At 70.1% G+C, this 17021-nt stretch carries 26 protein-coding genes; 8 read left to right on the plus strand and 18 right to left on the minus strand.

Translation table 11 applies throughout. The annotated features are described in order from the left end of the window. Positions 1-46: 46 nt before the first annotated feature. The 17 genes from KTR66_RS04485 to KTR66_RS04565 all read right to left on the minus strand — a co-directional run bounded on the left by KTR66_RS04485 (position 47) and on the right by KTR66_RS04565 (position 11343). Positions 47-1114, minus strand: a complete 1068-nt coding sequence (locus KTR66_RS04485; protein ID WP_213610865.1) for a tyrosine-type recombinase/integrase — start codon at positions 1112-1114, stop codon at positions 47-49. Further along, positions 1111-1344, minus strand: a complete 234-nt coding sequence (locus tag KTR66_RS04490) for an AlpA family transcriptional regulator (RefSeq protein WP_213610867.1) — start codon at positions 1342-1344, stop codon at positions 1111-1113. The genes KTR66_RS04485 and KTR66_RS04490 overlap by 4 nt, the downstream gene beginning before the upstream one ends. Then, positions 1337-1522 (minus strand): hypothetical protein, encoded by a 186-nt coding sequence (locus KTR66_RS04495; protein ID WP_213610869.1) that lies wholly within the window; start codon positions 1520-1522, stop codon positions 1337-1339. Before KTR66_RS04495 ends, KTR66_RS04490 begins: the two co-directional genes overlap by 8 nt. Further along, positions 1519-1797, minus strand: a complete 279-nt coding sequence (locus tag KTR66_RS04500; RefSeq protein ID WP_213610871.1) for a hypothetical protein — start codon at positions 1795-1797, stop codon at positions 1519-1521. Before KTR66_RS04500 ends, KTR66_RS04495 begins: the two co-directional genes overlap by 4 nt. After that, entirely contained in the window at positions 1794-1961 is a 168-nt protein-coding gene (locus KTR66_RS04505) for a hypothetical protein (protein WP_213610873.1), read from the minus strand. Before KTR66_RS04505 ends, KTR66_RS04500 begins: the two co-directional genes overlap by 4 nt. After that, positions 1961-3736 carry a DNA cytosine methyltransferase gene (locus tag KTR66_RS04510; RefSeq protein ID WP_213610875.1) on the minus strand — a complete coding sequence of 592 codons (1776 nt, stop codon included), beginning with the start codon at positions 3734-3736 and terminating at the stop codon, positions 1961-1963. The genes KTR66_RS04505 and KTR66_RS04510 overlap by 1 nt, the downstream gene beginning before the upstream one ends. Beyond that, positions 3729-3944, minus strand: coding sequence for a hypothetical protein (locus tag KTR66_RS04515; RefSeq protein WP_213610877.1), 216 nt, complete (start codon positions 3942-3944; stop codon positions 3729-3731). Before KTR66_RS04515 ends, KTR66_RS04510 begins: the two co-directional genes overlap by 8 nt. Continuing rightward, positions 3941-4459, minus strand: a complete 519-nt coding sequence (locus tag KTR66_RS04520; RefSeq protein ID WP_213610878.1) for a hypothetical protein — start codon at positions 4457-4459, stop codon at positions 3941-3943. The genes KTR66_RS04515 and KTR66_RS04520 overlap by 4 nt, the downstream gene beginning before the upstream one ends. Then, positions 4456-5358 carry a site-specific DNA-methyltransferase gene (locus KTR66_RS04525; protein WP_213610879.1) on the minus strand — a complete coding sequence of 301 codons (903 nt, stop codon included), beginning with the start codon at positions 5356-5358 and terminating at the stop codon, positions 4456-4458. Before KTR66_RS04525 ends, KTR66_RS04520 begins: the two co-directional genes overlap by 4 nt. Next, positions 5343-6716: a hypothetical protein gene (locus tag KTR66_RS04530; protein ID WP_213610880.1), complete on the minus strand. Its 1374-nt coding sequence runs from the start codon at positions 6714-6716 to the stop codon at positions 5343-5345. The genes KTR66_RS04525 and KTR66_RS04530 overlap by 16 nt, the downstream gene beginning before the upstream one ends. 3 nt (positions 6717-6719) lie before the next feature. Continuing rightward, the gene (locus KTR66_RS04535) at positions 6720-7865 is read right to left on the minus strand and encodes a DNA polymerase III subunit beta (protein ID WP_213610881.1); all 1146 of its coding nucleotides are present in this window, start codon (positions 7863-7865) and stop codon (positions 6720-6722) included. After that, entirely contained in the window at positions 7855-8064 is a 210-nt protein-coding gene (locus KTR66_RS04540; protein WP_213610882.1) for a TraR/DksA C4-type zinc finger protein, read from the minus strand. Before KTR66_RS04540 ends, KTR66_RS04535 begins: the two co-directional genes overlap by 11 nt. After that, entirely contained in the window at positions 8064-8324 is a 261-nt protein-coding gene (locus KTR66_RS04545; protein ID WP_213610883.1) for a hypothetical protein, read from the minus strand. The genes KTR66_RS04540 and KTR66_RS04545 overlap by 1 nt, the downstream gene beginning before the upstream one ends. Continuing rightward, complete coding sequence (locus tag KTR66_RS04550; protein ID WP_213610885.1) at positions 8321-9319, minus strand: hypothetical protein; 999 nt, start codon at positions 9317-9319, stop codon at positions 8321-8323. The genes KTR66_RS04545 and KTR66_RS04550 overlap by 4 nt, the downstream gene beginning before the upstream one ends. A 97-nt stretch (positions 9320-9416) precedes the next feature. Then, a complete protein-coding gene (locus tag KTR66_RS04555) occupies positions 9417-10034 on the minus strand; it encodes a YfbR-like 5'-deoxynucleotidase (RefSeq protein ID WP_213610887.1) in 618 nt (205 codons plus the stop codon). Beyond that, on the minus strand, positions 10031-10270 hold the full coding sequence (locus tag KTR66_RS04560; protein WP_213610889.1) for a hypothetical protein: 240 nt from the start codon (positions 10268-10270) through the stop codon (positions 10031-10033). Before KTR66_RS04560 ends, KTR66_RS04555 begins: the two co-directional genes overlap by 4 nt. A 320-nt stretch (positions 10271-10590) precedes the next feature. After that, positions 10591-11343 carry a hypothetical protein gene (locus KTR66_RS04565; protein WP_213610890.1) on the minus strand — a complete coding sequence of 251 codons (753 nt, stop codon included), beginning with the start codon at positions 11341-11343 and terminating at the stop codon, positions 10591-10593. Between the two features lie 52 nt (positions 11344-11395). Here KTR66_RS04565 and KTR66_RS04570 point away from each other — a divergent pair, with 52 nt between their 5' ends. Then, a complete protein-coding gene (locus KTR66_RS04570; RefSeq protein WP_213610897.1) occupies positions 11396-11602 on the plus strand; it encodes a transposase in 207 nt (68 codons plus the stop codon). A gap of 8 nt (positions 11603-11610) precedes the next feature. Here the strand turns inward: KTR66_RS04570 and KTR66_RS04575 are convergent, their stop codons facing one another. After that, the gene (locus KTR66_RS04575) at positions 11611-12219 is read right to left on the minus strand and encodes a hypothetical protein (protein ID WP_213610899.1); all 609 of its coding nucleotides are present in this window, start codon (positions 12217-12219) and stop codon (positions 11611-11613) included. Positions 12220-12558: 339 nt separating this feature from the next. Between KTR66_RS04575 and KTR66_RS04580 the strand changes: the two genes are divergently transcribed. Genes KTR66_RS04580 through KTR66_RS04610 form a run of 7 tightly spaced genes read left to right on the plus strand, consistent with a single transcriptional unit; the run spans position 12559 to position 16824 of the window. Further along, the gene (locus KTR66_RS04580; RefSeq protein WP_213610901.1) at positions 12559-12918 is read left to right on the plus strand and encodes a phage regulatory CII family protein; all 360 of its coding nucleotides are present in this window, start codon (positions 12559-12561) and stop codon (positions 12916-12918) included. Beyond that, positions 12915-13319 (plus strand): hypothetical protein, encoded by a 405-nt coding sequence (locus tag KTR66_RS04585; RefSeq protein WP_213610903.1) that lies wholly within the window; start codon positions 12915-12917, stop codon positions 13317-13319. Before KTR66_RS04580 ends, KTR66_RS04585 begins: the two co-directional genes overlap by 4 nt. Continuing rightward, on the plus strand, positions 13316-13537 hold the full coding sequence (locus tag KTR66_RS04590) for a helix-turn-helix transcriptional regulator (RefSeq protein WP_213610905.1): 222 nt from the start codon (positions 13316-13318) through the stop codon (positions 13535-13537). The genes KTR66_RS04585 and KTR66_RS04590 overlap by 4 nt, the downstream gene beginning before the upstream one ends. Further along, complete coding sequence (locus KTR66_RS04595) at positions 13534-13725, plus strand: hypothetical protein (RefSeq protein WP_213610907.1); 192 nt, start codon at positions 13534-13536, stop codon at positions 13723-13725. The genes KTR66_RS04590 and KTR66_RS04595 overlap by 4 nt, the downstream gene beginning before the upstream one ends. Further along, a complete protein-coding gene (locus KTR66_RS04600; protein ID WP_213610909.1) occupies positions 13722-14777 on the plus strand; it encodes a CHC2 zinc finger domain-containing protein in 1056 nt (351 codons plus the stop codon). The genes KTR66_RS04595 and KTR66_RS04600 overlap by 4 nt, the downstream gene beginning before the upstream one ends. After that, the gene (locus KTR66_RS04605) at positions 14774-15055 is read left to right on the plus strand and encodes a hypothetical protein (protein WP_213610911.1); all 282 of its coding nucleotides are present in this window, start codon (positions 14774-14776) and stop codon (positions 15053-15055) included. Before KTR66_RS04600 ends, KTR66_RS04605 begins: the two co-directional genes overlap by 4 nt. Then, complete coding sequence (locus KTR66_RS04610) at positions 15052-16824, plus strand: hypothetical protein (protein WP_213610913.1); 1773 nt, start codon at positions 15052-15054, stop codon at positions 16822-16824. Before KTR66_RS04605 ends, KTR66_RS04610 begins: the two co-directional genes overlap by 4 nt. Positions 16825-17021: the final 197 nt, after the last annotated feature.

Consider the following 17021-nt stretch of genomic DNA (forward strand, 5'->3'; position numbering starts at 1 on the left):
CTGCTAAATCAACGCCTTGCGAGGCGGTTTGCAGAAGGTTTGCAAGTCATCCAGTGCCGGAGCCCTTACGGGCAAGGCGTTCGGCGGCGATCTTGGCCACCTTCTGCATCCCGCTCTCGGCCATCCGGCGTCGGTCGGCCTCGACGGTGTACTTCTGCGCCTCGGCCAGGGTGCGGTGGCCGAGGATGGCCATGATTTCGTGCGCGGTGCAGCCGGCCTCGGCGAGCATCACGCCGCAGGCCTTGCGCAGGCCGTGCGGGCTGCGAGCCTCGGCGATGCCGGCGTCGTCACACCAGCGGCGAAAGGCGTTGTAGAAGCCGCGCGGGCTGCGCGCGGTGCCGTCCTGCGTCGCCAGCCAGGTCAGGTGGCGGTGGGGCAGTGCGGCCAGCTCGGCCGCGAGCTCGGGCAGGATGGGGATGGCGACGGCCTGGCCGGTCTTCACCTGGCGCAGGTGGATGGCGCCGCCCTTGACGTGCTGGGGGCCCATCCGCACCACATCGCTGCGCCGCTGGCCGGTGCAGAGCAGCAGCTCGAGCGCTAGGCGGGCCGTACTGCCGGTCGGGTGCTTGGCGCGGTAGGCGGCGATCTCGGCGTCGCTCCAGGTGGCGTAGCCGTCGGTGCGGTAGGCCACGGGCTCGATGCCCGCCGTCGGGTCGCTGGCCAGCCAGCCGAGGGCCATGGCGTGGCGGGAGAGCAGGCGCAGCATGCGCAGGCGGTGGTTGCCCGCGGTGGGGCTGCCGGCGCGCTCGGCCACTAGGCGGCGGATGGCGATGGCGTCCAGCATGCGGATGGGCTTGGTGCCGTGCTTGGCGCGCAGCCCCTCGATGATGCGCGTGTAGGCCGCCTGGGTGCTGGTGCGGAGGCCGCGGAAGAGGTCGCTGCCGTAGAAGCTGACGGCCAGGGCATCCAGGCTGCCCTCGGTGGTGCGGGACTGGCCGAGGGGCGCGCGCTGGGCGGCGGCGATGGCGGCCTGGTAGGCCAGCATAAATTCGGGCGAGCCGGCCGGCGTGGGCAGCGCCACCGCCTTGCAGCCAGGCATGCGCAGGTAGATCCGCTCGCGGCCGTGCCGGTCCCGGAAGGTGTGGATGTGGCGCAGCCGGATGCTGGGGCTCATTGGTGCCAGGGGTTTGCCTCGGGCTGGGATTGTGCCGCCCTCCCTGCCCTCGCGTCCAGCCAGCCGTCCAGATCCTCGCGCAGCCAGCCGACGATGCCGCCGATCCGCACTTCCCGCAGCTCGGGCGCGACGGTGGCACGGAAGCAGCTCTCGCTCATGCCGAGGTAGTGCGCAGCCGCGGAGGCGCGCATGAGGCGCGGCGGGAAGGCGAAGCGGCTGCCGTCAGGCATCCTTGCCCTCCTCCGGCGGATCAAGCCGGGCCAGCTCGGCAATGGCTTCGATGCCGAGCGCAAGCCCCTCCAGGCGCCCGCGCGTCAGCGACGTCGGGGTCGGGTGCTCGCCCAGCTCGCGCGCCCATTCGCGCAGCGTCTTGGCAATGCCGCGCATCATGGTTTCCTGGGCGGTCATGGAAGCCTCCCGGCCTTGTGCTCGGCTTCCAGCCACTCGCAATAGAGGCGGGTGTTCTTTGCGTCTTTGCGGGCGCAGGCGGTGCAGTAGTGATCGTACTCATCGCCTGATCCGCGCCAGTAGATGACCGCGCCTCTCGGCATGACGCGGTCGCATGTGGCGCACTGATCCTCTCCGTCAAAAACCGCGATCTCTCCCTTCGACGCGTCGCCAAGGACGAACCCGCCATAGCTCATCTCTTCCGAGGTTAGCGGCTGATCCGGGCTTTCCGTCATCGCGCCTTCCTCCTGGTGATCTTGCGGGCCTTCCTCTGCGCGCGCTGGGCCGCGCGCTTCGGGTTTCCCTTGTTCAGCGGAAGGAAGGATGGCCACATCAGCGGCGGCGGCGGACTGGCCAGAGCGGCGAGGAGCACCTCCCCGGGGGTGTAGACCAGTGCCATCACGCCGCCCTCCTCTCCCGCCGGTCCAGCGCGTGCTGGATGTTCGCCTCGGCCAGGAGTTTCGCCATGCGCTTGGGGACACTGTTGCCGATCAGGCGCATTGCCTGGCTCTTCGTCAGCGGGCGGGTCTGGCCGTTGATGGTGATGGTCTTGGGCAGCGTCAGCTCATGGGCCGCCGCCGCCTCCTCCGGGCTCAGCATGCGCATGCCGATGTCGGTGACGACGTAGGGCTCGCCCTCGATCGTCACGGTCACCAGGCCGAAGCGGGCCAGGGTGGTGAGGGTGTCCATCGGCAGGTCGCAATCCTGCGCGGTGCCGCCCTCGCCGTAGTACTTGGTGAAGAAGGCGGCGACGGCGGCGACGTGGTTGCCCCCGGCGGTGAGCGTGGGCAGCGCGCCCTCGGCCGGCAGTGCCGTGCCGGTGCCGCGCAGATGGGCCAGATAGGCCGCGCCCACCTGCTGCTGGCTTACGCCCGTGGTCATGGTCGAGACCGGCGCCGGCACCGGGTGGCCGATCACGCCGCCGTTGTGCTGCACCATCCAGGCCGCCACCAGGGCGAACTTGTTGGCGCCCACCTGCGTGCCGATCGGCGCCTCGATGTCCAGCACGCGGGGCGCCTGGCCCTCGCGCTCGCCATAGCCGGCCTGCACCAGCGTGGCGCAGGCCACCACCCGGTCCGCCTTCGCGGTGGTGGTGCCGAGCGGTTCTTCCGGGCTGCTGGGCGGCACCTGGCCGGCGCGCCCGCCGCACCCCGTCAGCACGGGCGCGATCACCGCCATCTCGCCCCGGTGGGCGGTGGTGATGGTGCGCAGCGGCTCCTCGGCCGGGTGGATGCGCGCGGGGCCGGTGTGCGTCAGCGGAATCAGGAAGGGGCTCGGATTGTCCAGCACGAAGCGGCGCAGGCCCTCGGCGATGCGGCGCATCGTTGCCTCCGCCAGCGGGCGCGGCCGGTCGAAGATGCTGGGGATGGGCAGCGACCAGTCGAGGATGCTGGCCGCCGCCACCCAGGGCTGGAGGCCAAGCTCGGCCGCCTGCTTGCGGGGCGCGTGGGTGCGCTCGGGCCAGGCGATGGGCCGGCCGTCGCGCCGCGCCACGGCGAAGAAGCGCCGGCGGCTGGTGGGCACGCCGTAATCGGCGCAGCAGAGATCCCGGTCCTGATAGGCGTAGCCGAGGCACTGCAGGTGCCGCACCCAGGCGCGGAAGATGCGGCCCAGGTGGCGCTTGTCCCGCACCAGCTGCTGCTCGCGCACGGGCACGTGCTCGCCCTTCGCGGCCACGGTGCCGTCGAGCTTCAGGACTCGGCCGGTGGTGCGGCAGCGCTTGGCCACCAGCGGGCCCCATCCCCTGATCTCGCGCACGTTCTCGAGGAAGATGACCTCGGGCGCGGTGAGCCCGGCCCAGCGGCACACCTGCCACGCCAGCGAGCGGACGCGGGGTGAGCGCGGGGCGCCGCCCTTGGCCACGGAGTGATCGCGGCAGTCGGGGCTGGCCCAGAGGATCTTCACCGGGCGGCCGCCGGTGGCGGCGATGGGGTCCACGTCGAAGATATCGCCGCGAACGTGCCGGGTGTGCGGGTGGCGCGCGGCATGGGCGGCTAGCGCCACGTCATCGTGGTTGTTGGCGACGGCGACGGGGCAGCCCGCCTCCTCCAGCCCATCGCAGGCCCCGCCGAGGCCGGCGAAGAGGACGACGGTGATGGCCGTGTCGAGCGGCCACTGCCCCTGCGGGATGGTGACGCGCTGGCGGCGCCGGCGGAAGGTGGAGCCGTCAGGCATGCGCGCCGCTCCTCCGGGTCAGGATCTGGCCGCTGCCGGTGCAGGCGGGGCAGGTGATGCCCCTCCCGTCCGGGCCCTTGGTGTGGCCCTTGCCGGTGCAGACATCGCAGCGGGTGCGGATGTGCTGGTCGGTCTCGATCGTCGTCGGCCGGCGCGCCTCGGGCATGGCGTCGAAGAGCGCGGGCGGTGGGGCGGGCTTGCGCTTCATGGCGCGTCACCGAAGAGCGGGAGCGGCGCCGCGGGCTCCTCCGGCAGGGGCGCCAGGCTGGCGGGGTCCTCGGGCTCCAGCGTGCCGGTCTCGGCCCGGTAGCGGAAGCGATGCTCGGTCCAGCGGAGGTAGCGGATGGATGTCTCGCCCGGCTCATGGTCAAGCTCATCCACGAGCTCCGCGACGGATGGCGCCGTCCAATCCTCGCCGACAATCCAGACCTCGGTGGCCAGCGCAGGCATCTCGCGGGAGACGGTAAAGACCGGGTCATCTTCGACCAGGATGGAATCGTGGATGGTCAGGGTGGCGTCGCCGAACCTGTCCAGGCGCTGCATGAGCACCAGCTCGCCATCCGCCAACAAGTCGTGCGGCGCGTCAGCCTCCGGCACTTCGCCATCATAGGTCCGCAGCACATGGCCGCCTGCCACGGCGGCAAGCCAGGCGCTCGGCTGATCCGTCAGGTGGGATACGAACTCGTCGGCGTAATCCAACGGAACCCACTTCGGCGCGCTCACGCCGCATCTCCCATCAGCTGGTCGAAGAGCGTCGGCGCGTTCTGTTCGGCGCTGGTCAGGTGGCGCGTCGCCTGGCGCCAGTATTCCTCCTTCAGTTCGGTCCCGATGAAGCGGCGGCCGGCCTTCAGTGCGCCGTAGCCCTCGCTGCCGATGCCCATGAAGGGGCTCAGCACCACGTCATTCGGGTTGCTGTAGAGCTTGATGGAGCGCTCGATGAGATCGAGCGGCAGGGGGCAGATGTGCTTCTCATCCCCCGGCGCGCGGATGGCGTTCAGCACGTTCGTCTCGCGCGTGTCCATCCAGACGGGCGAGGCGTATTTCTGCCACTGCTCGAGCGGGAAATCCTCGGCCGTGTGGGTCACGGGCTCGATCGCGTCTTCCTCGCGCGCCCACTTGCGGAAGACCATCATGTATTCCGGCAGGCCCTGGCGGGAGAAGGTGCTGTCGGTGCGCAGCTGCTTGTAGAGCAGGCCGTGCGCCTTGGTCTTCGTCATCTCCCGCACCGGGCAGCGCCAGACGGTGATGCGCGAATGGAAGGTCCAGCCGGCCTCCTTGTGCGCCGCCACCAGCATGCCCGGGAAGTCCCGCAGGCCGGCGTCGAAGCCCGTCTGCGTCTTGTAGAGCACCAGGTCCTTGCAATGGACGACGCAGAGGCGCCCGGGCTTCGTCACGCGGTAGAGCTGCCGCGCGAGGAAGCTGTAGTGCTTGAAGAATTCCTCATCATCGGCCGAGTTGCCCATGTCCGCGATGCTGTCGGAATAGACGTAGAGGCCGCTGAAGGGTGGGCTGAACACGCTCAGATGCACGCTGGCATCCGGCAGTTGCGAGATCACTTCGACGCAGTCGCCATGGTAGGCGGCGAAGCGATCGCCATAGCTGGCGTTCAAGCAGTCAACCATGCGGGCAGCCTCCCTTTGTGGCCTGGGGTGTAGTCGCGGAGCTGGACAGAGCGGCCGAGGGCGCGGCGCATCGCCGCCGCCATCGCGGCCTTCATGCGGGCGTGGTCCTGGGCCTTGCGGTCGATGACGCGGCCGATCTGATCCTCGCCCTCGGCGACGATCACATGCGCGTGCACGTCGCGCTGCTGCCCGAAGCGCCAGCAACGGCGCACGGCCTGGTACCAGGCCTCATAGCTGAAGCTGCGGCCGACGAAGCCCATGCGCGCGCAGTGCTGCCAGTTCAGGCCATAGCCGCAGATGCGGGGCTTCGTGATCAGGTGCAGCGCCTGGCCGTGGGCGAAGGCGGCCAGCGCCTCCTCCTTCGCCTCGATGGACATGCTGCCCCGCACCTCGATCGCGCCGGGCACCGCAGCGCGCACGGCGTCCGCCTCGTAATCCGTATCCACCCAGAGCACCCAGGGCTCGGCCGGCTCGGCCGCCACCAGCGCGCCTGCCACATCGGCCCGCGCCGTGATGGTCTGGCGCTTCACGTCATGCATGGTGGTGGCCGAGATGTCGGGCGCGAAGAGGCCGTCCTTCATCGGCTTCACGTCGCCATGCGTCTTGTGGCGATGCGAGACGAGTTGCGGCAGGACGTAGCGGCCGCCATCGAAGCCGAGATCCTCCGGCGTCTGCGCCATGCGCGCCCAGCTCGCCATCCAGTCCCAGAAGTCGCTCTCGCCGTGGTTCTTCAGGCGGTACTTGCCCATGCTGGTCTGGTCGGTGACGAACCAGCGCATGAGCATCTCGTTCGAGGGCATGACGCCCAGGAACTCGGCGTGCTGGCCGAGCTCCATGTGGTCATTCGGGGCCGGCGTGGCGGTGGCGGCCAGGCGGTAGCGGTGGCCCTGGAAGGCGTTGATCAGCGCGCGGCTGGTGGCGCCCGTGAAGTTCTTGAGGATGCTGCTCTCATCCAGCACCACCACGCCGAAGGCGCTCGGGTCCAGGTCCGGCAGGCGGTCATAGTTGCAGATGGAGATGCCGGGGCGCACATCCTCCGGCCCCCGGATCACGCGGGCGTCGTAGCCCAGGCGCTGGGCCTCCTCCTCGATCTGCCGCGCGACGGCGAGCGGCGTGAGGATGAGGGCGCGGCCGTTGGTGCGCTCCAGCGCCACATCGGCGAATTCCAGCTCGCAGCGCGTCTTGCCGAGGCCGGTGTCGAGGAAGAGGCCGGCGCGGCCCTGGGTGAGGCAGAAGGCCGTGCTGGCGGCCTGAAAGTCCGCGAGGCAGGCGGCCAGCCGCTCGGGATCGGTGGGCGCGCCGAGGGCGGCCGCGCGCGGCGCCTTGCTGGCCAGGAACTGGGCGTAGGTGTCCAGCATGGCTCAGTCCGCCAGCTTCATCGGCATGAGGACGGCAAGCGCGGCCGGGCCAGCGGCGCGGCAGGGCGCCTGGCTGTCGATGACGTGCATCGTGAAGCCCTCCGGCACGGCGCGGCAGAGATCGGCGAGGTAGCGGGCCTGGAAGGCCACCTCAATGTCCCAGCCGGCGACCAGCTCCGCCACGTCGGGCGGGACCGTGACGGCCACCTCGCCCGCCTCGGCCTGGCGGGCGGAGATGGTGAAGGGATGGTCCGCGCTGGCGCGGAAGGTGACGGGCTGCGATGGCTCGCGGCCGATGGCGCGCGCCTGCTGAATGAGCGCGGCGAAGGCGGCGGGATCGTGCACCCGCAACAGGCCGCGCGCATCGTCCTTCGGGATCACGCGCGCGTAATCGGGGAAGTCGCCGTCGATCGCCTTGCTGTCATGCGTCCAGCCGGGATGTTCGACGCGCAGGCTGAGCTCGCCCTGCTTGATGATCAGCGTCGCGTCGGCGGGTGTATCCGCCAGCAGCTTCAGCAGCTGCCGGATCGCGGTCCTGGCCACGATCATGGGCAGGGGCGTGTCGCCCTCCGGTAGCGGCGCGCTGGCGTGGATGAGGCGGTGGCCGTCCGTCGCGCAGCTGCGCAGTGCGGGCAACTCCACATCGTCCCGCACATGGAGGAAGGCGCCGTTGAGGTAGTAGCGCGTCTCCTCCTGGCTCATCGCGTGCTCGACGCGGCCGAAGAGGTGGCGGAAGGTGCCGGCGGTGATCTGCCATTGGGCCTGCGCCTTGATGTTGCGCGGCTTGGGGAAATCCTCGGCCGGCAGTGTTTCCAGGCGCGCCGTCATCGTCGCCGTGGTGAGGATGCAGGCGTCACCTTGCGGGGGCATGGGCCACAGCGCGACCTCCACATCGGCCGGCAGTGCATCGAGGATGGCCGTGATGCGGCGCGCGTTCACCGTGATCGGCGCCAGCACGCCCCGGCAGGGGGCATGGGCCGTCACGCGCTCATCGAGATCCGTGCCGATGGCGGTGAGCATCCCGCCCTCGGCGCTGATCAGCAGGTGCGTCAGGATGGGGATGGTGTTGCGATGCTCGGTGGCGCTGGCGGCGATGGCCAGGACCTGGCGCAGCGCGCCGGCCTGGATGTGGAGGGTGTTATCGGACACGGGACTTCTCCATGGCTTCCTGGCAAGGCGCGCAGCGGATGGCGCTGGGCATGGCGGTGTGGCGGGCTTTGGGGATGGGTTCCTCGCAATCCACGCAGATGAGGGCGCCGGGCTGGCTCAAGCGGCTGGTGACGGCGGCGATGCTTTGCGCGTGGTGCGCGTCGCGGCGTTCGACGGCACGGTCCATCTCGTCCGGCATCAGGCGCCGCCCTGGGTGGTGACGGGCGCGGGCAGGGCGAGGAAGGCCTTGATGCGATCGGCCAGGGCGGCATGGGCCTGCGCCACCAGCGGGTGTTGCTGCGCGAAGGGTGTCTGCTCAATCGATCGATGCTCGGCCGCCACTTGGCGCAGCAGCTCGCGCGCCGCGGCCAGTTCCTTCGTGAGGCGCGCGTTGGTGGACTGCTCAAGCCGCAAGCTGCTGAGCGTGGTGCGCTCCAGGATGTCGTGCGGGACGGTCATGCGGCCCTCCGCGTCGCGGCCTCGGCGCGCAACTGGGTGATGACCTCCTGCGCGCGGGCCTCAGAGAGGTTCCAGTCCTCGGTCAGGTGCTTCGTGCCGAATTCCTTGGTGCGGAACTTCTCGCGCAGCTCGGCCCAATCTTGCGGCGAAAGGTCCATCGGCTCCGCCGTGACGATGGGCTTGCTGGCCGGCGCCTCGGCGTTCTGTGGTTTCATGGTGCGGCTGGTGGGGGCGTTCGCGTACTCCGGCGGCACCGGCTCGCCGCGGCGGTGGAGATTGAGCTTGCGGGCCTTCACGCCGATCGCGTTGGCGCTGGGGATAGGCAGGCCGGGCAGTGCGTTCAGCACGGCCAGCATGCGGTCCTGGTGCATGATGGTGGGGAAGAGGCGGCGCAGCAGGGCCAGGCGCTCATCGGTCCAGGGGCTGTCGCTGCGCTGGGCGCGCTGGCGGGAGGGATCGACCGGCGGCGGCTCGGCCTCGGCGGCCTCGGCGGTGGCGGTCTCCTCCTCGGTGGGTCGATGCTGCGCCAGGTCATCGGCCACGGCGTCGGCGAGGCTGGTTTGGGCTTGCTCTTCTTTGGTGGTGCCGAGTTCCTGCTTGCGCGTGACGGCGCCAAAGAGGGTGCCCCACTCCCCCGACGCTAACATGAAGCGCCTGCCCAGCTCGGCCGAGGGCTCCGGCCTGCGCCACGCCGGCAGCATGCTCTCCGGCTCGGCCATATCCTCCGGGGAAATGCGGAATTCTTCGTGCAGGTCGCGCTGCGCTTCGGCCAGCGCCGTCTCGACCGCCTCCAGCCGCGCGGCGAAGCCCTCGACCAGGTCGGCCTCGCGCCGCCAGGCGATGCGCTTGAGGTCAACCGTCAACGACTGTCCATCGCCATCGGCCAGCTGCAAAAGCTCCCAGGCATCGCCAAGGTCAGTTGCCGCGTGCCGCAGCCCGCGGGCGTAGCCGCGCAGCTCGGCGGGCGGGAGGGTGGGGATGGGGTTCTGGGTCACGGCAGGATCTCCAGGGCGGTGATCAGCCACGCGCAGGCGAGGCCGAGGGCGGCGGCGGCGGCGTGCGCGCGCCAGGTGGGGAGCGGGCGCCGGCGCATCAGCGCAGCCCTAGATGCGCGGCGCGGCAGATCCAGTGTGCGTGCGCCTGCGCTTCCGGCCACGGCTCGATCTGCAGGTGCGGGATGGGCATGCCGTGCGCCTCGGGCCAGGGCCAGGCGGGCTTGGCCATGAGGTCCCGGCGCTCGGTGGCCAGCAGGTCCTCATCCGCCACGCGGATTTCCCAGGCCGTCCAGATCATCGGGCCCAGGCGGAAGCGGCGGGCGAGCGCGGCCTGCAGGCGCGCCTCCAGCTCATGCACCACGTGCCGGCCGAGGGCGATCTTCACGGGCGTCGGGATGTCACCCATCAACGCCTCGTGCGCGTCATGCAGAAGGCCGGCCGCGCAGACGTGGGTGTTGTGCCGGCGCTCATTCATCACGTCGAAGACGTGGCAGAGGTGCTGGGCCACGCTGTAGGGCCGCGCGGCCCGCGTGGCGCCGATGAAGCGCGGGATGCGGGAGAGGCTGGTGGCGAGATCCGTCAGGCGCAGGCCCGTCAGGTCCGGCATCATGAGGTCCACGCAGAAGCCGCTGTGGAGCTGGATGACGGCCGCGCTGCGCGGCGGCGCGATGCGGGCGGCAAGCGTGCTGTCGGCGTGGCGGGGGATGGCGTTCATGCTGCGCGCCCCCGGATCGTGGGCGTGGGCTCGGCCAGCATGGGTGCGAGGGTGTTCCGCAGCTCGGCCGCGCGGCGAGTGAGGATAATGATCTCGGCGCCGCTGTTGGTGGCCTCCGCGGCCTCATCCATCCAGTCGGCCAGGATCAGCAGGTGCTCGCTGGTGGTGCCGGGGGTGGTGAGGATGCGCTTGATGAGGCGGTGCAGGCGCGCATCCAGCGTGTGGGTGAGATTCATCGGGCGCCCTCCCAGCCCGGGCACCAATGGGGGCGGCGGTCGTGGGGCTGCCACTCCCAGCCGATGAGGCGCGGGCCGACGCCGGGCGCGCGGCAGCGGGCGCTGGTGCCGTGCGGGCCGGCGGTGCCAGCGGGGTGCGTGCGGGTGGAAAGGTGCTGGCACCCGGTGCAGGCCAGCGGGGCGGGCACCGCGTTCGCCATCATTTCGGGAACTGAGAGCATCAGGGCCTCCAGCGCGGCGGGGTGCCGCGATGCGAGAACCTATGCTTTATGCATATGCTCAGTCAAGGCATATGCTTTGATAACTCGGCTTTCCTTTTTTTAGGGTACCAGTTCGGACCACTCGAGCACGCGAAAGCGGGCCAGAACTTTCCATCTGTTCATGTTGATCGGGGTTCGTGGCGCGTATTGCCGCCAGCCTTGCGCCGTATTCAGGGCAATGAAGGCGAGCGGTTCGTTGTTGGGTGCGAGCACGTCCGCGACCTCGACCAGGGCGTGATCGCCAGTGCGGATGGGGCGCGTCGGGTCCAGATAGATGCGCTCGCCCATGACGCGCCATGGTGCCATGGAATCATCGGGCATGTACATGCAGGCGAGGGCCCGGACCCCCTGCGCGCCTGGTGGGCGCGTGGCGTAGGAGAGGGGCGTCCTGTTCAGGTGGAACAGATGATCCCATGCGCTCATCACCGCTCCCCATAGCGGAACGTCCGCTTCGCCAACCGGAGTGCGGGGCGGCAGGGCGGCAAGGGCCTTCACCGTTCGCTTGATCCCGGAGCGATCGCGCCCGAGCGGGAGACGCCGCAGGATCTGATCGGGTGCGGGGACATGCCAGGCGGTCGCCAGCGCCTGCAGCGTGTTCTGGGTCAATGGCTTGCCATTCTCCCACTTCATCGCCCGCGTCACGGCCGAGGGTGCGAGGCCGGCATGCGCGGCCAACTTGCTGGCGTTCGTCCCCTTTGTCCTTGCCAGGGTCTCGATCCACTCGCGCGCTGCGGCGTGCGCGAGCTGGTCCATGGCCGGGGTCTGGGCGGGCTTCAGCGTCATGCTGAGGGTGTGCGCCGTCAGCATATGCATAAAAAGCCCAAAGCTCTTGCGCTTAAGATTGATCTAGGCATATGCTTATTGCATGAGCCAGGAAGATCAAATCGCCGCGGTTGAGGCCAAGCTGCAATCGGCTGGCGTTTCCGTCTCGGAGGTGTGCCGCCGCGCGGGCATTGACCGCGCCACCTGGCACCGATGGAAGCGGGAGGGCGACAAGCCCCGCGCGGCTACATGGGCGCGCGTCGAGGCCGTGCTGGCCGAAGTTCTGCCCGCCGAGAAGGTGGCCGCGTGATGCGGCCCTTAGAGATCCAGGTCGCGGGGGCGGCGCCTCGATGGTTGAGCGCGCAGCCATGCCTCGACGTCGAGGATCTCGGTTCCGTCCGTCAGGTCGAACGCATGCTGGACGCGCCGAATGAGGAACGACCGGTTGGCCTCGCGCACGTGGCAGCGGCCCCGAAAGGCGACGGGCGGCCCGTCTGGCCCCTCTTCCACCTTGAAGCTGCGCACGTCGACGTCGCGCTCGGTCAACTCGCCGTCGGCTGCGATGTACCTGATGCGGATCGGGGCTTCGCGCCGAAGGTCGAAGAAATCCGACGTCGCGCGCTTCTGCTTGGCGGCCTCGGCTTCGACCTCGGCCCAGTTCGTGTTGGGGTCGAGCAGCAGGCGCTCCAGCTTGGTGAATTCGCTTTCCGGACTGGGCGCGGCCTGCCCCCGCAAGCCGACCTGTGCTGCCTCGATCGCGGTCAGAGGCCGTGGCGCGATCGCTGGCGCTGCCGGCGGGTTCCGGCGCGGCGGCGGCTCTTCGACCGGCGGTCGCTCGGGCTCGCGGGAGATCGTCTGGCGCACGACGAACACCGCGAAGGCGATCATTCCAATCAGCGCGCCAACCAGCGCGACCTCCAGCGGCATATGCGCGGCTCCTCTTATGCCCACGCATGGTGCCAGTGCGGCGGCGTGAAATCCACAACATCGCGCGAGGCTGCCTGACATGGGCGGCCCGGTCTCCCTCGCCGAGCTGGTGGCGCGCGTCGTGGCGCATGTCGCAGCGCAGCGAGCGGGGCGGGGTGGTCTCCATGCGCCCATCGTTCCGCGTCAGCCGCGATCCGTCAGCCGGAAACGTTCCACCCGCAAGCGGAGTGAGGCGCGATGAGCCCGTACCGTGACTTTCCTGATCGTCATCGCAGCCTGAAGGCGCTCACGCGGGCGTTGGTCGAGGGGTGTGGAGGCCTTTACGCCGCGGAGAAGTGCGTGCGGGTCAAGCATTCGCAGCTGGCCAACTACTACGACATGAAATGCGACCAGTTCGTGCCTGTGGATGTGGTGGCGGATCTGGAGGCCGTGTTGGGTGAACCGCTGGTGACGGCGGACCTCGCGCGACGGGCGGGGTGCATCCTGCTGCCCGTGCCCAGCGAGGGGGATGGCCTGCTGGCGCGGCATATCGCGCGCCTGGCGGACGAGGCCAGCCACGTTTTCTCCGCTTATGGCCACGCGATCGCGAATGACGGCAAGGTTGACCCCTCCGAGGCTGAGAAGCTCGAGCGAGAGTTGGCCGATGTGGTGCGCGTGGGCACGGCCGCGCTGGCGCATCTGCGGGCGGCGCGGCGGTGACGCTGGTGGGCGCCCTGCAATCGCTGATCTTCGCCGGCAGCTGCGTGCTGGCCCTGGCGCTGCTGACGCTCGCGCCGCGCTGGATGCAGATCGTCTTCGCTGGGCTTGGATTCTGTTTGGCCGCAGCGGTGATGGCGGAGGCGCTGCATCTCAAGGATGCGGGCCTGCTGCTCGGCGGCCTCATGCTGGTGGCCTTGTTCGCCGGCCTCGACCGCCTGCTGGTCCAGCTGCGGCGTCCTGTGAATTCCCCTTCCGCCCGGGCCCCCGGTGGCGCTGATGCGCCTGGCCCTGGCGGTGAGCGCGCGGAGGGGCGGTCTCCCTCCGGGCTTGGCGTTTCCTCGCTTCAAGCACCTGCGGGCCGTGCCGGGCGGCCCTGCGCATTTTCGGGGCGGCGCGAATGAGCGCGCCGCTGCTCGACGGCATGGATGTGTTCAAGCGCCTGCGCGCGGCCTGTGAGGCGGCGGGTGGGCAGGGCGCCTGGGCGGAGCGGCATGGCATGTCGGCCGCCTATGTCTCCGAGGTGCTGAACGCGAAGCGCGAGCCGGGGCCGGCCGTGCTGAATGCGCTTGGGCTGAAGCGCGTCGTTAAGTTCGCGGAAGTGCGAAGGGTGAATGGATGAGCGCGGCGCTCCCCTCCCCGCCGCCCGCGCTTTCGCCCGCCGCCCAGCGCGAGTTGGCGCAGGACATGCTGCTGGGTCAGCATTCGGTGAGCTACACGGCGGATTACACCCGCCTCTCCGAAGCGCGCGTCGCCGCCCTCGCGGAGGCGCTGCGCAAGGACCGGCGCATTCCGCGGGTGCGGGCATGAATCGCCTGCCGGAGGCCCTGATGGACCGGCTGCGCGCGGCGTTGCCCATCTCGACCGTCGTGGCGCGGCGGGTGCCGCTGAAGCGGGTGGGGAAGCAACTCTCCGGCCTCTGCCCCTTCCACAACGAGCGCTCGGCCTCGTTCACCGTCAGTGACCAGCGCGGCACCTTCAAGTGCTTCGGGTGCGGCGCCGGCGGCGATGTCTTTGGCTGGTTCATGCGGACGGAGGGGGTGAGCTTCCCGGTCGCCGTGGAGCGTGTGGCGGCCGAGGCGGGGATTGATCTGCCGGACCGCCCGCGCCACGCGCCGCGGCCCGTGCCGGTGAACCTTGCCCCACCGCCGCCGCGCGAGCCCACCCAGCGGGAGATCGAGGCCGAGGAGCGGCGCGCCTGGTTCATGGCGGCCGCGGCGCGCATCTGGAAGGCCGCCGGCCCGCTAGATGGCATCGCCCGGGCCTATCTGACGCGCCGGCATCTCTGGCCGCTGCCCGAGGGGGCGGACCAGGTGCTGCGCTCCGCCCATCTGAAGCATCCGGCGACGGAGCTGCTGCACCCCGTCCTGCTGGCGCGTGTGGATGGGCCGGACGGGCAGATGCGCGCCATCCATCGGACCTATCTGACGCCCGAGGGGGAGAAGCTTTCGGGCCAGGACAGGCATGGGCACGCGCTCAACGCAAAGCTGGCGCTGGGGCCGATCGATGGCTGCGCCATCCGCCTCTCGCCGCCGGTTGCGCATCTGGGCTTCGCGGAGGGGATCGAGACGGCGCTGGCCGCCTGGCGGCTCACGGGCGTGCCGTGCTGGGCCTGCATTTCGGCGACCGAGCTGCAGCGGCAGGCGCCGCCCTTCGATGTGCAGCGCGCGACGATCTTCGCCGATCGGGACGATCCCAAGGGCAAGCCGGAGGGGACCGGGCTACGCGCGGCGCGCGTGCTGCATGCCGAGCTGCGCCGCCAGGGCGTGCCGGCAGAGATCTGCCTGCCGAGCGAGCCGTGGGGGGATTACGCGGACGTGCTGGCCGATCTGGTGCAACGAGAAGAAGGGGAACGCGCGTGAGTGAGAAGCAGGATGGTGGTCCGGCATTTCCCGCAGGTGAGCATTTCAATGCGGATCGCAAGCTCATTTACCCCAGCGGTGGCATGACCCTGCGTGATTGGTTTGCTGGTCAGGCCTTGATCGGCATCGTGGGCGGCCTCTGCACCGATTCCGAGAGCCCGGCAGGTGAGCCGTGCCGCGCCCGCGCGATGGGGCGTTTGGTATTTGCCCATGCCGCGCAGGACGCCTACCACTTGGCCGACGCCATGCTGGCCGCCCGCGCCGGGACCAAGGCATGAGCGCCGTGGTGAAGTTCCCCACGGGCTTCGACGGCCCCCCGCCCCCGCCGCCGCCTGATGAGCCGCCGCCGGAGCGGGAGGAGGATGGCTGCACCGTGGGCTTCCTCGGCCAGCTCGGCGATTGCTTCTGGTTCTTCGACTATCTGGGCCAGATCCGCGAGCTGACGGCGCGCAAGATCGGCCAGTCGGGCGAGATCGCGGCGCTCTTCGGCGCCAAGGGCTGCGAATGGCTGGCGCGGGAGTTTCCGGCGCGGGACAAGGAAGGCGAGATCATCCCGGACCAGTTCGCGGTGCGGCGGGTGAATTACTGGATCATCCGGCGCTCCGGCGCGCTTGGCCTGTTCAACAAGGATATGCCGCGGCGGGGCATCGGCGTCTGGCGCGTCGGCCCGCGGGTGGTGCTGCATGTGGGCAACCGCATCCTCTGGGGGCGGCGCAAGCCGGGCGAGGACGACGTCTGGCGTGATCCGGGCTTTCGCGAGGATGACGCGCTCTGGCCCGCGCTGCCGCCCGTGCCATGCCCGGATCGTGCGGCGACGCCGGGGCAGCTTGCCCGACTGCAGGAGATGCTGCGCCGCTGGAACTGGCGGGACCGAATGGGCGCGGAGGTGGTCTTCGGCCTCTGGGCGGCGGCGCAGATGGGTGCCGCCATCCCGTGGCGGCCGCATGGCTTCATCGTCGCTGAGCCCGGCTCGGGCAAGAGCACGCTTTTTTTCGTGCTGCGCGCGGCAAGCCCGCTTTCCACGCTGATAGACGACTACACCGAGGCGGGCATCCGGCAGCTCATCACCGGCTCGGCCTGCGGTGTGATGCTGGATGAGGCGGACCCGGATGATCATCTCGCGGCGGAGAAGCTGCAGCGCGTCATCGGCTTTATCCGCCGCACCTCGGGCGGCAAGGGGGCGACGGCCGTGCGCGGCGGCGCGGGCGGGCAATCGCAGGCCTTCCAGGCGGTGGCGAGCTTCCTGATGTGCGGGACGCTCTCGCCCAATCTGCTGCCGGCCGATGCGTCGCGCATCACATCCATCGGGCTGCTTTCGCTGGATCGCGAGGCGCGGGCGCCCACTGAGGCGGAGGTCGCGGACATCGAGGCGCTGGGGCCGGCGCTGCTGGGGCGGGTGATGCAGGCGCTGCCGCGCTTCCCGGCCGCCTTCCAGGCGGCGCGGGAGCAGATCATGGCGCGCGACGGCGGGAGCCAGCGCGTGGCGGACCAGATCGGCACCATCCTCGCCGCGCGCTGGGTCGTGCTGCATGACGATCCCTTTCCCTCGCATGCCGATGAGCTGGATGACCTGGCCTGGGCGATGCCGGGCGATGAGGAGCGCGAGCTGGATGGCGCGCCGCGGACATGTTGGCATCACCTGCTGCATTCGGGCCTCGAGAGCTACCGCAAGGGGGACCGGCCCACCGTGCGCAGCATGATCATTGAGGCCATGCGGAGCGAGGGAGTGCCGGAACAGGCGCGGCGCGACCTGTTCGACCACGGGCTGCGCGTCGGGCCCTATCCGCTGAGCGGAAGCGGGCCGCCTGGCCTTTACGTGATGAACAAGCACCCGCGCCTCGCGGCCATCTTCAAGGACACGCGCTGGGAGGGTGGGAAGTGGGGCGAGGAGCTTTCCCGATTGCGGCAGGGCGAGGCGGAGGCGGTGAGACCGCCGCTCCCTGTGACCCTCGCAAGGGGCGAGAAGCATCGCTGCGTCTGGGTTCCTGGCGTTTTCCTGCCCGTCGCGACCGATTGGAGGGACGGAAGGGACGATCCGGGTGAGTGAGCGTCCCTTCCGAAGCCCTTGATTTCGCAAGGAAGGGACGAAGGGACGCGAGGGACGGGCGCTTCCTCACATGTGTGTGCGGGCGCGCGTATTGCGCAAATGGTGCGTCCCTCACGTCCCTTCTGTCCCTTTCCTTTGTTTTGAATGGGTTGGGGAGGGACAAGGAAGGGACGCGAGGGACGTTGCGGTGGTCAGGC

The sequence above is a fragment of the Roseococcus sp. SDR genome (assembly GCF_019083995.1).
Taxonomy (GTDB): domain Bacteria; phylum Pseudomonadota; class Alphaproteobacteria; order Acetobacterales; family Acetobacteraceae; genus Roseococcus.